We start from the raw sequence: 14,063 nt of genomic DNA, 5'->3' as shown, positions 1-14,063 counted from the left end.
GAGCCGACTGTGGCGTTGGTGTCGAACGTGACGGGTCGGGTCGAGTCCGGGCTGTTCGCGGATGCCGAGTATTGGGTTCGGCATGTGCGGGCCACGGTGCGGTTCGCGGACGGTGTGGCGGCGTGTGATGCGGCCCGGTTCATCGAGGTCGGACCCGATGCGGTGCTGTCCGCGATGACCGACGACGGCATCCCCACCCTGCGCCGCGGGCGCGACGAAACCACCACGGTGCTCGCCGCGCTGGCCACCGCCTGGACCCGGGGACACCACGTCGACTGGGCGGCCGTCATCCGATCGCTCGGCACCCGGGACACCGGCACCAGCACGACCGGGGCAGGCCGGCGCGTCGCCCTGCCCACCTACCCGTTCCAGCACCAACGGTTCTGGCCGCAGGCATCCGCACGACCCGGTGGCGACGTGCGCCAGGCCGGCCTCACCGACGCCGGGCACCCGATGCTCGGCGCCGCGGTGGAACTGGTCACCACCGACGGATACCTGTTCACCGGGCGGCTGTCCCGCACCGCCCAGCCATGGCTGGGCGACCACGAGGTGTTCGGCGCGGTGCTGCTGCCCGGCACCGCCCTGGTGGAACTGGCGCTGCACGCGGGAGCCCGCGCGGGCACCCCGGGCGTCGAGGAACTCACCCTGGCGGCGCCGCTGGCGCTGCCCGAACGCGGCGCGGTCCAGGTGCGGGTCAGCGTGGACGCCCCGGACAGCGACGGACGGCGGCCGGTGGCGGTGCACTCCCGGCCGGAGAACGACCCGGACGCCCCATGGACCGAGCACGCCGCCGGTGTGCTGTCCGCCGCGGGAGACGCCGAGACGTTCACCGTCACCGGAGAGCCGATCGACCTGGACGGCGCGTACCAGCGGATGGCGGACGCCGGATTCGCGTACGGGCCGCTGTTCCAGGGCCTGCGCGCGGCCTGGCGCGACGGCGACGACCTGTACGCCGAGGTCGCCCTCCCGGACGACGCCGACGCCGGCGCGTACGGGCTGCACCCGGCCCTGTTCGACGCCTGCCTGCACGCCGTGATGGCGGCCGGTGGTGGCGACGACTCCACCGGCGGCGTCCCGTTCGCTTGGCAGGGCGTCACCCTGCACGCCACCGGGGCGTCCACGGTGCGGGTGCGCCTGCGCCGCGCCGGGGACAGCATCGCGCTGGCCGTCGCGGACCCCAGCGGCCTGCCGGTGGCCAGCGTCGGCTCCCTGGTGGTGCGGCCACTGGACACCGGCGCGCTGCGCGCCCGTGACCTGTACACCGTGGACCGTGCCCCGGTCGCCCTGACGGCCGGAGCGCCGGTGACGGCGGCGGTGCTCGGCACGCCGGACGACGACGTGTTCGCGGCACTGGACGTGGTGGCGTACCCGGACCTGGACGCGCTGGCCGGCGCCGGCGTACCCGGCGCGGTGCTGACCGCGCCCGCCGTCGGCACGGGCGGCACGGGCACCGGCGCCGCGCAGGCCGCCCACGGCGCGGTCGACGCCACCCTGGCGCTGCTGCAGCAGTGGCTGGCCGACGAACGGTTCGCCGCGTCCCGGCTGATCGTTGTCACCCACGCCGCCGACCTGGCCGCAGCCGCGGTGCGCGGCCTGGTGCGCAGCGCCCAGGCGGAGAACCCGGACCGGATCGGCCTCGTCGAACTGGACGGCGGCCGGCTCACCGGGGACACCCCGGCGGACGGCGGCGCAGCCGCCGGTGCGGGCGCGGTGCCGATCGGCGCCCTCGCTGCCGCCGACGAACCGCACGTCGTGCTGACCGGGGACGGCATCACCGCACCGCGGCTGGCCCGTGTCACCAGCGTCGGCGACGAGCCGCAGTGGCGCGGCACGGTGCTGGTCACCGGCGGCACCGGTGGGCTGGGCGCGCTTGTCGCCCGGCATCTGGCCGGGCGTGGCGTGACCGATCTGGTGCTGGTGAGCCGGCGTGGCCCGGACGCGCCGGGTGCGGCGGAGCTGGCGGCGGAGCTGGGTGCCCGGGTGGTGGCGTGTGATGTGGCCGACCGGGACGCGGTGCGGGATCTGGTGGCCTCTCTGCCGGACCTGCGCTCGGTGGTGCATTCCGCGGGCGTCGTCGACGACGGCGTGATCGGATCGCTCACCCCGGACCGGGTCCGTGCGGTGCTGGCGCCCAAGGTGGACGCGGCGTGGCATCTGCACGAGGCGACCGCGGACCGCGACCTGGACGCCTTCGTGCTGTTCTCCTCGATGGCCGGCACCCTCGGCAACCCGGGACAGGGCAGCTACGCGGCGGGCAACGCGTTCCTGGACGCGCTGGCCGCGCACCGCAACGCGCACGGTCTGCCCGCGACGTCGCTCGCCTGGGGGCCGTGGACGCAGACCGGCGGCGGCATGACCGGCACGCTCACCGAGGCCGACATCGACCGGATGACCCGCGCCGGCATGCCGCCGCTCACCCCGGAACAGGGCCTCGACCTGTTCGACGCGGCGCTGGCGGCCGGTGCGCCACTGGTCGCTCCGGTCCGCCTGGACCTGGCCGCGCTGCGCGACCTCGGGACCGTACCCGCGGTGCTCGGCGGCCTGGTCCGCGCCACCGCGCGAACCACGGCGGCGGCCGGCGACGGCGGGGCCGCACTGGCCGACCGGCTCGCCGGGCGGTCCGCGCCGGAACAGCGGGAGATCCTGCTGGAACTGGTGCAGGGTCAGGTGGCCGAGGTGCTCGGCCACACCGCGGGGGAGCGGATCGCCGCCGACAAGGCGTTCGGCGACCTCGGATTCGACTCGCTCACCTCGGTCGAACTGCGCAACCGGCTCACCGCGCGCACCGGGGCGCGGCTGAACGCCACGCTGCTGTTCGACTACCCGACGCCCGGCGAACTGGTCGCGCACCTGCACGAGCAGATCGCCCCGGCACCGGTCAGCGGCGGCGAAGCACTGCTGGCCGACCTGGACCGGATCGAACGGGCGCTGGCCGGGCTGGCCGTGGACGAGAACCAGTTCGACCAGATCGCCGGACGCCTGGAAGTGCTGCGCACCAAGTGGGCCCAGCAGCGCGAGGCCACGGACCCCAACGCCGGGCTGGACCTGGATTCGGCTTCCGACGAGGACGTCTTCGACCTGCTCGACAACGAGCTGGGCCTGTCCTAGAAACCCGCACGAAGGAGAACCGTGGAACACATCGGAACGCTCATCGACTCGGCGGTCGGCCCGATCGCCATCGGCAACAGTCCCACACCGCATCGCGACGCCGACGAGCTCTACGCGCATCTGCTCGGCGTTTCCGTCGAGGAGATCGACCGGAACGCCGACGCCGATCCGCAGACCGCCGCCCGCTACCGCCAGCTCGTCGACGAACGCGCCTCCGGCGTGCCGATGGCACACCTGCTCGGCGCGGCCTTATTCGACGGCCTGCGGTTATCCGCGGGGCCCGGAGTGTTCACCCCCCGCCGCGATTTCAGCCAGGCCGTCGATGCCACCACCGACGCCGTACGCGACACCACCGCGCCGATCGTCGTCGACCTCTGCGCCGGATGCGCCGCGATGGCGCTCGCGATCGCGCACCGCCGCCCGGACGCGCAGGTGCACGCGGTCGAACTGGACGAGGAGGCGCTGCACTTCGCCGCCGCCAACCGTGACGCCCGCGCCGCCGCCGGGGACACCACCATCACCGTGCACCACGGCGACGTCACCAAGCCCGACACGCTGTCCACCCTGGACGGCCGCGTGGACGCGGTGGTCGCCAACCCGCCGTTCGTGCCCGACGAGGTGCAGTTGCCCGCCGAGTTCTCGGTGCACCAGCCCCGCGACGCCGTGTACGCCGGCCCGGACGGGCTGGACGTCATCCGGCCCCTGCTGGACACCGCGGCGCGTCTGCTGCGTGCGGACGGCACCCTGGTGCTCGAACACGGGCACCTGCACGGCGAGACCGTGCCGGCCATGCTCTCCGGCGACGACCGGTTCACCGGCGTGCGCACCCACCAGGACCAGTACGGCTACCCGCTGTACACGGTAGCCCGCCGCGCCGCCTGACCCTGGCGCGTCGCCTCACCCATCACTCGCGGTTTGCCCCGGTGGAAAACGGGTCGCTCCACCCGCCACCGGGGCGATACCGTCGGCGCGGTGAGCGACCTCCGCCCCGATCTCGGGGCGGATCCCGGTGACGTCGTCGCGGATCCGGTCGCTCGGGTGGACACCCTGATGGAACTGGCGGGATGCGCGACGACTGCCTCACGCGGTGGGGGCGGCGATGCGGTCCAGCCACTCGGCCAGCACACCACGCTCGGCCTCGCTCAGTGCCGTGGCGGACGACAGCTCCGCGCGCAACGCCGTGGCGGCGCCCACCACGCCCGGTGCGGGCAGGGCGGTGTGGCCGGTGGTGACGGCCGCGATGCACGCCTCCCGGGCCAGCGGGGACAGGTGCGGGTCGCGCTGCTCCTGCGGGACGGCCAGCAGGGCGAGCACCGTGCCGCTGCCGGAGGCTTGCAGGAGCTGGACGGCCTGCTCCTCGCGCAGCCGCAGGCGCCCGGCCGTTGCGATGCTTCGCACGTGCGCGCGCAGCATGTCCAGCGCTGCTGCGGCGGCGGGTGACGTCACGCCGGGGCGCGGATGGCCGTACATGAGGGTGTAGAGCGCCGGGTTGGCCAGCCCGAATTCGATGTGCAGATCCCAGCCGGCGCGCAGCGCCTCGACCGGGTCGCAGCCGGGCTTCGGAGGGCGCTTGCGCGCCAGGTAGGTGGCGAAGCCGTGCTCGGTCACCGCGTCGAGCAGCCCCGCCTTGTCGCCGAACAGCCGGTAGATGGTCGGGGCTTGGACGCCCGCGGCGGCGGTGACCGCGCGCGTGGTGACCGCGCCGGGGCCGCCCTGGATCAGCAGATCGGCGGCGACGGCGACGATTCGCGCCCGGACCCGCTCACGGCTCGCCGGCTCCGGGTCTGCATCCTCCGCCATGGTGACAACGATAACTCACACTTGTTAGCGGTACCTAGAAGCGCGCTAACGTTCAAGCCGTAACATCGATAACGAGGGGGATTCATCATGATCATCGTTACCGGCGCCACCGGCCGGCTGGGCGGCGCGGTCGTCGACCGGCTGCTCACCCGCGTACCGGCCGAGCGGGTGGGCGTCAGCGTCCGTGACCTGGCCAAGGCGAAACCGCTCGCGGACCGGGGCGTCCGCGTCCGGCGGGGCGACTTCGCGGATGCGGCAAGCCTCGCGGACGCGTTCGAGGGCGCGGAGCAGGTGCTGCTGGTGTCCGCGTCGGCGCCCGCCGAGACCGCGGTGCGCCTGCACCGCACGGCCATCGCCGCGGCGCGTGACGCGGCGGTGAGCCGCATCGTTTACACCAGCCACATGGGGGCGAACCCGGCGTCGGCGTTCGCGCCGATGGCCGTGCACGCGGCGACCGAGCAGATGCTCGGCGCATCGGGCGTGCCGTTCACCTCCCTGCGCAACGGCTTCTACGCCTCGACCCTGCTCACGCTGCTGGGTCAGGCGCGCGAAACGGGACAAATGACGGCGCCGCCGGACGGCCCGGTCTCCTGGACCGCGCACGCCGACCTGGCCGACGCGGCGGCGACCGTGCTGACCGACGGCGGACCCGGTGGTCCGACGCCGCCCGGTCCGACGCCGCCGCTGACCGCCGCCGCGGCGCTGGACCTGACGCAGGTCGCCGCGGTCGCGTCCGAGGTGCTCGGCCGTGCGGTCACCCGGGTCACCCTGACCGACGAGGAGTACCGCGCCGCGCTGGTGGCGGACGGCCTGCCGGAGTCGCGAGCGGACATGCTGCTGGGCATGTTCGCGGCGAGCCGGGCGGGCGAGTTCGCCGCGGTGGATCCGGTGCTGCCGCGGCTGACCGGCCACCGCCCGGTGAGCGTCCGCGAGTACCTGAGCGTGGCGCTGCGGTAACCCGCCACGCGCCGGGCTCAGGCGTTGTCCATCATCCTGAACAGGTCGTCGTCGCTGGCGTCGTCCAGGTCCAGGCGATTGCCCGCCAGGGCCCGCAACCGCGTCGCCAGCGCCGCGTCCACCGGCCGCCCGTCGGCGAACAACCGTTCCAACTGCTCGACCAGTTCCGCCGGGTCCGCCACACCCGGCTCCTCGGCCGGGGACACGGACTTGCGGATCAGCCGCACGATCGCACCCGGTGTCGGGTGGTCGAACACCAGCGTGGCCGGCAACGGCGCCCCGGTCGCGGCGATCAACCGGTCCCGCAACTCGATCGCGTTCACCGAGGTGACACCCAGGTCGGTGACCGGCCGCCCGGGGTCCATCCCGGCCGTCGGCGCGCCGCCCAGCACCGTGGACAGCTCGGCCAGCACGATCCGCAACACCGCCTCGTCCTGCTCGACCTCGTCCATCCCGGCCAGCCGCTCCGCCAGCGCCACCCCGGGGCCGGACGCCGGGGCGGGGGCGGGCAGGACCGGTACCGCCGAGGCGCCCGGCCGGGTCACCACCCAGTACGGCTGGTGCTGGAACGCGTACGCGGGAAGCGGCACCCGCCGCGCGCCGGGCAGCACCGCCGCCCAGTCGACGGCGATCTGCTCGCCGCGCAACCGGGCCACCGCGCCCAGCAGGCTCGTCGTCTCGTCGACGTCCCGGCGCAGCGCCGGCAGCACCACCGCGTCCGGATGCGCCGCGGCGGCCATCGGGGTGAGCGCGGCGTCCGGGCCCACCTCCAGGCACACCGTGACCCGCTGCTCGCGCAGCAACGCCATGGCGTCAGCGAAGCGCACGGTGTCGCGCACGTGGCCGACCCAGTACCCGGGGTCGGTCGCCTCCGCGTCGGTGAGCAGCCGCCCGGTGCGGTCCGACACCACCGGCACCGCGGGCGGCGCCAGCGTGATCCCGTCCACCACCGCGCGGAAGTCGTCCAGCATCGGTTCCATCAGCGAGGAGTGGAAGGCGTGGCTGACCGCCAGCCGCTTGGTCCGCGGGAACCCCGCCGCCGCGGCCAGCACCGCGTCCTCGGGACCGGACAGCACCACCGCGCCCGGCGCGTTGACCGCCGCCAGGGACACCCCTGCGGGCAGGTCGAGGTCGTCGTCCGGTCCGGCCTGCACGGCGACCATCGCCCCGCCAGCCGGCAGCGCCTGCATCAGCGCGGCCCGCGCGGACACCAGGGTGCAGGCATCCTCCACAGTGAACACGCCCGCCACGTGCGCGGCGGCGATGCCGCCGATGGAATGGCCGAGCAGCACCTCGGGGCGTACGCCCCAGGACTCCAGCAGCCGGAAGAGCGCCACCTCCACGGCGAAGATCGCGGGTTGGGCGTTGCCGGTCTCGTCCAGCCGTTCCCAGTCGATGGTCAGCCGGGCGCACAGGTGTTCGAACGCCTCCCGGAACACGGGGTATCGGGACGCCAGCTCGCGTCCCATGGCGGCGCGCTGACTGCCCTGGCCGGAGAACAGGAACGCCAGCCGTCCCCGGCCTCCCGCCCGTGTGGTGATCGCCGGGCCGCCGCCTTCCGCCAGCGCGTCCAGCGCGTCCAGCAACTCGCCGGCGTCGCGGCCGGTCACCACCGCCTGGTCCGGGTGCACCGCCCGGCCGGTCGCCAGCGTGTACGCCACGTCGGCCGGGTCGTGCCGCGCCTGCCGCAGGTGTGCCGCCAGCCGTCCCGCCTGGGCGCGCAGGGCCGCGCCGCCGCGGGCGGACAGCAACCACGCCGCCGGGCCCTCCGCCGGCTCGTCCGCCGGGGAGGAAGGCTCGTCCGGGGCCGTCGTCCCCTCCAGCACCACGTGCGCGTTGGTGCCGCTGATGCCGAACGACGACACCCCGGCCAGCCGCCGCTGCGCCGTCCACGGCTGGGCCTGCTGCAGCAGCCGCACCGTGCCCGCCGACCAGTCCACCTGCGGCGTCGGCTCATCCGCATGCAGGGTGCGGGGCAGCACGCCGTGCCGCATCGCCAGCACCGCCTTGATCACCCCGGCCACCCCGGCCGCCGCCTGGGTGTGCCCGAGGTTCGACTTCACCGATCCCAGCCACAGGGGGCGGTCGGCCGGGCGCCCCTCGCCGTACGTCGCCAGCACCGCCTGCGCCTCGATCGGGTCACCCAGCGCGGTACCGGTGCCGTGCGCCTCGACCAGGTCCACGTCCGTCGCCGGTACGCCCGCCGCGGCCAGCGCCTGCCGGATGACGCGCTGCTGGGACGGCCCGTTCGGGGCGGTCAGACCGTTGGATGCGCCGTCGGAGTTGACCGCCGAACCGCGCACCACCGCCAGCACCTCGTGCCCGTTGCGGCGGGCCTCGTCCAGCCGTTCCAGCAGCAGCAGCCCGGCGCCCTCGGACCAGGCCGCGCCGTCCGCGCCCGCGCCGAACGACTTGCACCGGCCGTCCGCGGACAATCCGCGCAGCCGGGCGAACTCCACGAACGACGCCGGGGTCGCCATCACCGCCGCGCCGCCCGCCAGCGCCAGCGACGACTCCCCGGCGCGCAGCGACTGGCAGGCCAGGTGCAGCGCCACCAGCGACGAGGAGCAGGCGGTGTCCACCGTCATCGCCGGGCCGTGCAGGCCGAACGTGTACGCGATGCGCCCGGACATGGCGCTCGCCGCGGTGCCCACCGCCAGCAGCCCCTCCAGCTCGCCCGGGGCGCCCGTCGCGTAGTCGTGGTACATCGCGCCGGTGAACACCCCGGTGCGCGAGCCGCGCAGGGTGTCCGGGTCGATGCCGGCCCGCTCGAACGCCTCCCAGGCCACCTCCAGCATCAGCCGCTGCTGCGGGTCGGTGGCCAGCGCCTCGCGCGGGGAGAAGCCGAAGAACCCCGCGTCGAAATCGGCCGCATCGTGCAGGAAGCCGCCCTGCCGCGCGTACGTGGTGCCGGGGTTGTCCGGGTCGTCGTGGAACAGCGTGTCCAGGTCCCAGCCGCGGTCGCTCGGGAAGTCGCCGACCGCGTCGACGCCCCCGGTGACGACGTCCCACAGATCTTCCGGCGAGCGCACCCCACCGGGCAGCCGGCACGCCATGCCGACGATCGCGATGGGCGCGCCCGCGTCCGCCGCGGGGCCCGCGTCGTCCACCGCCCAGCCCTGGCCGGTGAGGTGCTGGGCGAGCGCCAGCGGCGTCGGGTAGTCGAAGGCCACGGTGGCCGGCAGGCCGAGTCCGGTCGCCTCGGCCAGCGCGTTGCGCAGCCGCACGGTGCGGATGGAGTCCATGCCCCGGCTGCGGAACGAGTCCTCGTCGCCGATGTCGGCACCGTCGGTGATGCGCCGCACGCAGGAGCGGATCAGGTCCAGCGCGTCGGCCAGGGTGCCGGTGAACGCGGCCGGCGCCTGCGGGGCGCGCTCGCGCAGCATGTCCTCCAGTGCCCGCCGGTGCAGCTTGCCCGCCGGGGTGCGCGGCAGGTCCGGCAGGAACACCAGATCCAGCGGGATCTTGTAGTCGGCGGTGCCGCCCGCGCGCAGGAAATCGGTGACGGTGCTCAGGTCGACACGGCCGCGGGCCGCCTCGGTGAGCACCAGGCACGGGTATTCGCCGAGGCGCTCGTCCGCCTGGGCGACCACCGCCAGCGGTCCGACGCCGGGCAGGTCGGCCAGCAGGTTCTGCACCTCGATGGCGGACACCTTGCGCCCGCCCACGTTGATGATCTCGGCGGAGCGGCCGCGGAACAGCACCCGGCCGTCGTCGTCCAGCGCCGCCATGTCGCCGGTGCGCAGCCAGCCGTCGGCGGTCATCGCCCGCTGGGTCAGCTCCTCGTCGCGGTAGTAGCCGCGGAACATGCTCGCGCCCTGGAACTGCAGCTCGCCCGCCACCTGCGCCGGGCACGGCTCGCCGGCCGTGTCCACCACACGCACCCGGGAGCCGGCCGAGGGCCGGCCGACCGTCCGCGCGGGCACCTGCGGGTCGTCGCCGGCCAGGCTGCGGGTGCCGGTGCCGATCTCGGACATGCCCCACACGATGACCACCGCCGCGCCCAGCGCGGCGCGTAACTGTTCGACCGCGGCGGCGGGCAGTGCCGCGCCCGCGGTGCGCACCTCGGCGGGGGCGAAACCGGCCGTCTGCCCGGTCGCGGCGAGCCGGCCGATCACGTCGTAGATCTGTGTCGGCACCAGGAACACCACGCGGGGCTGGGTGGCCCGTCCCAGCGCCAGGAAGGTGTCCACGTCCCAGCCGTTCAGCAGCGTCTGCGGGCACCGCGCGAACAGCGCGTTGTGCAGCGACTGCAGACCGAACAGATGGGTCAGCGGGCATGCGGTGATGATGCCGCCGGTGAACGACGCCGCCGCCTCCCGCGCCACGTGGTCGGTGTTGGACAGCAGCCCGCGGTGGGTGTGCACGCAGATCTTCGGACGCTGCGAGGTGGTGCCCGACGACGGCAGCAGCACGAACGGGTCGTCCGGGCCCACCTCCACCGGGTGCGGCCGGTGCCCGCGCCAGTGGTCCACGGTGGCGCGCACCGCGTCCACGGTGAGCGCCGCCCGCAGCGACGGCACCGCCGCGGGCAGGTTGTCGTCCGCGGTGGATCCGCCGTCGGCCCACAGCACGAACGCCACCGGGTCGACGCGGCGCAGCAGCGCCAGCACGTCCCGGGCGCCGCTGCCCATGTGCACCGGCATCATCACCGCGCCGATCGCCGCCACCGCCAGGTGCACGGTCTGGTACTCGAAGCAGTTCGGCAACTGCACGGCCACCACGTCGCCGCGGCCGACGCCGGTCTCCTGCAGCCCGCGGGCCAGCGCGTCGACCTCGGTGCGCCACTGCCGCCACGTCCACGCCCGGTCGCCGTCGCGGATCGCCACCGCGTCCGGCTCGGCTTCCGCGGCGGCGGCGAACACCGCCGGCAGGGTGTGCCCGGCGGCCTGCGCGGACAGGTCGGACGGCGGTTCGACGCGGTAGTCCGCGGCGGTGATCGCCATGATGCCTCCGATCGGGTGGTGATCAGGCCTGAGCGACCAGCGGCGGGGTGCGCTCCGGGAATTCCGCGCCGAGCAGGGTCAGCAGCGGGCGTGCCTTGACCGCGGTCTCCTCGTATTCGCCGGCCGGGTCCGACAGCGCGATGATCGCCCCGCCGACGCCGTACCGCAGGTGACCGTCGTGCAGCACGATGGTGCGGATGACGATGCTCAGGTCCGCCGCCCCGGTCAGCGAGAAATAGCCGATGGCGCCGGAGTAGATGCCGCGCGGCCCGGCCTCCAGCCGGTCGATGATCTGCATGGTGCGGATCTTCGGCGCGCCGGTCATCGATCCGCCGGGGAACGCGCACCGCACCCCGGCCACCGCGGTGCGGCCCGCGGCGAGCTGCGCGCGCACCGTGCTGACAAGCTGGTGCACGGTCGCGTAGGACTCCACATCGAACACCTTGTCCGCGTGCACCGAGCCGACCTCCGCGCAGCGGCCCAGGTCGTGCCGCACCAGGTCGACGATCATCAGGTTCTCCGCGCGGTCCTTCTCGCTGCCGGTGAGGTCGTCCACCAGCAGCGCGTCCTCGGCCGGGGTGCGCCCGCGCGGCCGGGTGCCCTTGATCGGCTTGGATTCCATGTCGCCGTGCCGGTCGATCTGCAGGAAACGTTCCGGCGAGGTGCTCAGCACCGACACGTCGCCGAAGCCGAGGAAGGCGGCGAACGGGGCCGGGCTGAACCGGCGCAGGAAGCGGTACGCCTGCCACGGGTCGATGTCGGTGTCCGCCTCGATCATGTTGGTCAGGCAGACCTCGTACGTCTCGCCGCTGCGGATCTCCTCCTGGCAGGCTTCGATCAGGTCCAGGTACGCCGCCCGGCCGTGCCGCAGACGCAGCGCCGAGCTGCGCGCCGCGGGCGGTTGGGTGCAGTCCTGCGGCACCCGCCCGGTCAGGTCCTTCAACGCCGCGGTGGTGTCGGCCAGCCAGGCCAGCGCGTCCGCGTGGTCGCCGTCCTCGGCCAGCGCCAGCAGGTAGGTGCAGCGGGTGCGGTGGTCCAGCACGATCGCCCGGTCGGCGAAGACCATCGCCGCGTCCGGCTCGGGTGACGGGTGCACGGCGTCGCCGTCGCACTCGGCCTTCAGCTCGTAGCCCAGCGTGCCCACCCAGCCCAGCCCGAATTCGAACGGCAGGAACGGCACGCTGGTCCGCAGCCCGCGCAGGTCGGCGTCCAGCCAGTCCAGGAAATCGCCGGAGAACACCTGCTCACCGTGCGTCGAGCTGACCGTGACGGTGCCCGCGGTGACGTCGGCGGTGGCGATGCGGGCCAGCGGCCCGGCGGCGTTGCCCATGATGGAGACCTCGCCGGGGCCGCCGGTCTGGCTGCTGTCCAGCCAATACGGATGGTCGCCGCCGCGGATCAGCGTGTCGAACGCGACCTCGGCGTCCCAGCGGGTGTCCATGGCCTCGACGAGCACGTCCAGCCGCCGCACCGGCTCGTCGCCGGTGCTCTGCTCGGTCCCCGCCGGGTCGGTCCCGGCCGCGGTGGCATCGGCCACGGTGACCGCCGGACGGGCGGGCCGGTGCTGCTCGGTCAGCCGGGCGAAGTTGGCCAGCAGTTGGTGCCCGCCCTGGGTGCCGATCGACTCGGGGTGGAACTGCACCCCCCACAGCGGCAGCTCCCGGTGACGCAGGGCCATCACGATGCCGTCGTCGGTCCAGGCTGTCGCCTCCAGATCCCCGGCGATCTCGGAGACCGCCAGCGAGTGGTAGCGGACCACCTCCAGCGGCGACGGCAGGTCCCGGAACAGGCCGGTGCCGTCGTGCCGGATCAGCGAGGTGCGTCCGTGCCGCGGCTCCGGCGCCCGGCCCACCCGCGCGCCGTGCGCCAGGCCGATGCCCTGATGGCCCAGGCACACGCCGAGCACCGGGAGCCGGCCCTCGGCCGCGATCGACGCGCACAGGCCGAAGTCGGCCGGCCGGTGCGGCGTGCCCGGACCGGGGGAGAGCACCACGTTGTCGAACTCGGCGAGCCGCCGCGGATCCCATGCCGGGTCGTCGTTGCGGATCACCTCGGGTTCACGCCCGTTCACCTCGGCGAGGTAGTGGAACAGGTTGTACGTGAACGAGTCGTAGTTGTCGACCAGCAGCGTACGCATTGCGGCTCCTTGTCCTGGCCCCGGGCTCGCGAGGTGCGAGTTTCCGCCCGCGAGGGTGGGCGAATTAGGGTGCGACCGTGGCCGGGCGGCGCGCTGCCGCGAGCTCCCGGGCGATCTCGTCGTTCACCGCGGGCTGCTGCTCGGCGATGAAGAAATGGCCGCCGGGAAAGCCCACCAGCCGGAAGGCGCCGCTGGTGTGCCGTTCCCAGGCCGCCGCTTCCTCGGCGCTGGTCAGCGGGTCGGCGTGACCGGTCAGCACGGTGATGCCGGCGCGCAGCCGGACGTCCGGGGCGCTGCGGTAGGTCTCGATGGCCTGGTAGTCGGCGCGGATCGCGGGCAGCGCCATGCGCAGGATCTCGTCGTCGCCGAGCAGGTTCGCGTTCGTCCCGTTGAGGCGCTTCAGCTCGGTGATCACGCCGTCGTCGTCACGCTGGTGCACGGTCTCGGTGCGCACCGTGGACGGGGCTCGCCGACCGGACGCGATCACCCCGCGCGGACCGGCGTCGTCGGCCTCCAGGCGCAGCGCCGTCTCGAACGCGAGGATCGCGCCCATGCTGTGCCCGAAGAACACTGTCGGTTTGGGCGTGAGTTCACGTAGCTGCGCGGCGACCGCGTCGGCCAGCGAGGCGATGGCGGTGTGGCAGGCTTCCCGGCGCCGGTCCTGCCGCCCCGGGTACTGCAGGCAGATCACGTCCGCGCCGGCGCCGTGCCGGGCGGACACCGGGTGATAGAAACTGGCCGAACCACCCGCATGGGGGAAGCAGACCAGCCGCACCGGACGGGCCGCGCCGGGGTGGTATCGGCGCAGCCACGGGGTGGTCGCGTCGTCGGCGATGGTCACGGTCGGCTCCTTCGCTTGGCCATAACCCTCATTGCAGCGGATCGGCACCGGGAAATTCGCTAGTCCTCGCCGGTGCGGCTACTCCGTCACGGCGATGCTGCCCGAGGGGCAGAGCTGGCCGGCCAGCCGCACCTGTTCCGCCTGGGCCGGGCCGGGCTCGGCGTCCAGCACCTCGACCACGCCGTTGTCGTCCTGGTCGAACACGTCCGGCGCGGACAGCACACATTGTCCGGCACCCACGCAGGTGCCGGTGGTCACCGTGATGCGCATCTCG

Annotated in this window: 8 protein-coding genes; 3 read left to right on the top strand and 5 right to left on the bottom strand. The window is 74.3% G+C overall.

Going from position 1 to position 14,063, the window contains the following annotated elements:
* Positions 1-27 precede the first annotated feature (27 nt).
* Entirely contained in the window at positions 28-3,108 is a 3,081-nt protein-coding gene (locus tag IEY73_RS19775) for a type I polyketide synthase (protein ID WP_189080734.1), read from the top strand.
* Between the two features lie 21 nt (positions 3,109-3,129).
* Positions 3,130-3,990: a N5-glutamine methyltransferase family protein gene (locus IEY73_RS19770; protein ID WP_189080733.1), complete on the top strand. Its 861-nt coding sequence runs from the start codon at positions 3,130-3,132 to the stop codon at positions 3,988-3,990.
* 198 nt (positions 3,991-4,188) lie between these two features.
* Here IEY73_RS19770 and IEY73_RS19765 read toward each other — a convergent pair whose 3' ends face one another.
* On the bottom strand, positions 4,189-4,908 hold the full coding sequence (locus tag IEY73_RS19765) for a TetR/AcrR family transcriptional regulator (RefSeq protein ID WP_189080732.1): 720 nt from the start codon (positions 4,906-4,908) through the stop codon (positions 4,189-4,191).
* A gap of 87 nt (positions 4,909-4,995) precedes the next feature.
* Here IEY73_RS19765 and IEY73_RS19760 point away from each other — a divergent pair, with 87 nt between their 5' ends.
* Positions 4,996-5,865, top strand: coding sequence for an NmrA family NAD(P)-binding protein (locus IEY73_RS19760; RefSeq protein ID WP_189080731.1), 870 nt, complete (start codon positions 4,996-4,998; stop codon positions 5,863-5,865).
* Between the two features lie 17 nt (positions 5,866-5,882).
* On the opposite strand, the gene IEY73_RS19755 is transcribed toward IEY73_RS19760, so the two are convergent.
* The 4 genes from IEY73_RS19755 to IEY73_RS19740 all read right to left on the bottom strand — a co-directional run bounded on the left by IEY73_RS19755 (position 5,883) and on the right by IEY73_RS19740 (position 14,059).
* Positions 5,883-10,811 (bottom strand): type I polyketide synthase, encoded by a 4,929-nt coding sequence (locus IEY73_RS19755; RefSeq protein ID WP_189080730.1) that lies wholly within the window; start codon positions 10,809-10,811, stop codon positions 5,883-5,885.
* A 22-nt stretch (positions 10,812-10,833) separates the two neighbouring features.
* The gene (pabB, locus tag IEY73_RS19750) at positions 10,834-12,948 is read right to left on the bottom strand and encodes an aminodeoxychorismate synthase component I (protein ID WP_189080729.1); all 2,115 of its coding nucleotides are present in this window, start codon (positions 12,946-12,948) and stop codon (positions 10,834-10,836) included.
* A 64-nt stretch (positions 12,949-13,012) separates the two neighbouring features.
* On the bottom strand, positions 13,013-13,789 hold the full coding sequence (locus IEY73_RS19745; RefSeq protein WP_189080728.1) for a thioesterase II family protein: 777 nt from the start codon (positions 13,787-13,789) through the stop codon (positions 13,013-13,015).
* 78 nt (positions 13,790-13,867) lie between these two features.
* On the bottom strand, positions 13,868-14,059 hold the full coding sequence (locus tag IEY73_RS19740; protein ID WP_189080727.1) for a ferredoxin: 192 nt from the start codon (positions 14,057-14,059) through the stop codon (positions 13,868-13,870).
* Positions 14,060-14,063: the final 4 nt, after the last annotated feature.

It is taken from the genome of Mangrovihabitans endophyticus (assembly GCF_014646155.1).
In the GTDB taxonomy this organism is placed as follows: Bacteria; Actinomycetota; Actinomycetes; order Mycobacteriales; family Micromonosporaceae; genus Actinoplanes; species Actinoplanes endophyticus.
Note: the sequence above shows the minus strand (reverse complement) of the source record. Positions and strands in the feature narration are given on the sequence as shown.

Bases quoted from the DNA above. Each gene is read 5' to 3' on its own strand.
- IEY73_RS19760 (WP_189080731.1), top strand. From the start codon at position 4,996: ATGATCATCGTTACCGGCGCCACCGGCCGGCTGGGCGGCGCGGTCGTC.
- IEY73_RS19755 (WP_189080730.1), bottom strand. From the start codon at position 10,811: ATGGCGATCACCGCCGCGGACTACCGCGTCGAACCGCCGTCCGACCTG.
- IEY73_RS19740 (WP_189080727.1), bottom strand. From the start codon at position 14,059: ATGCGCATCACGGTGACCACCGGCACCTGCGTGGGTGCCGGACAATGT.
- IEY73_RS19765 (WP_189080732.1), bottom strand. From the start codon at position 4,908: ATGGCGGAGGATGCAGACCCGGAGCCGGCGAGCCGTGAGCGGGTCCGG.
- pabB (WP_189080729.1), bottom strand. From the start codon at position 12,948: ATGCGTACGCTGCTGGTCGACAACTACGACTCGTTCACGTACAACCTG.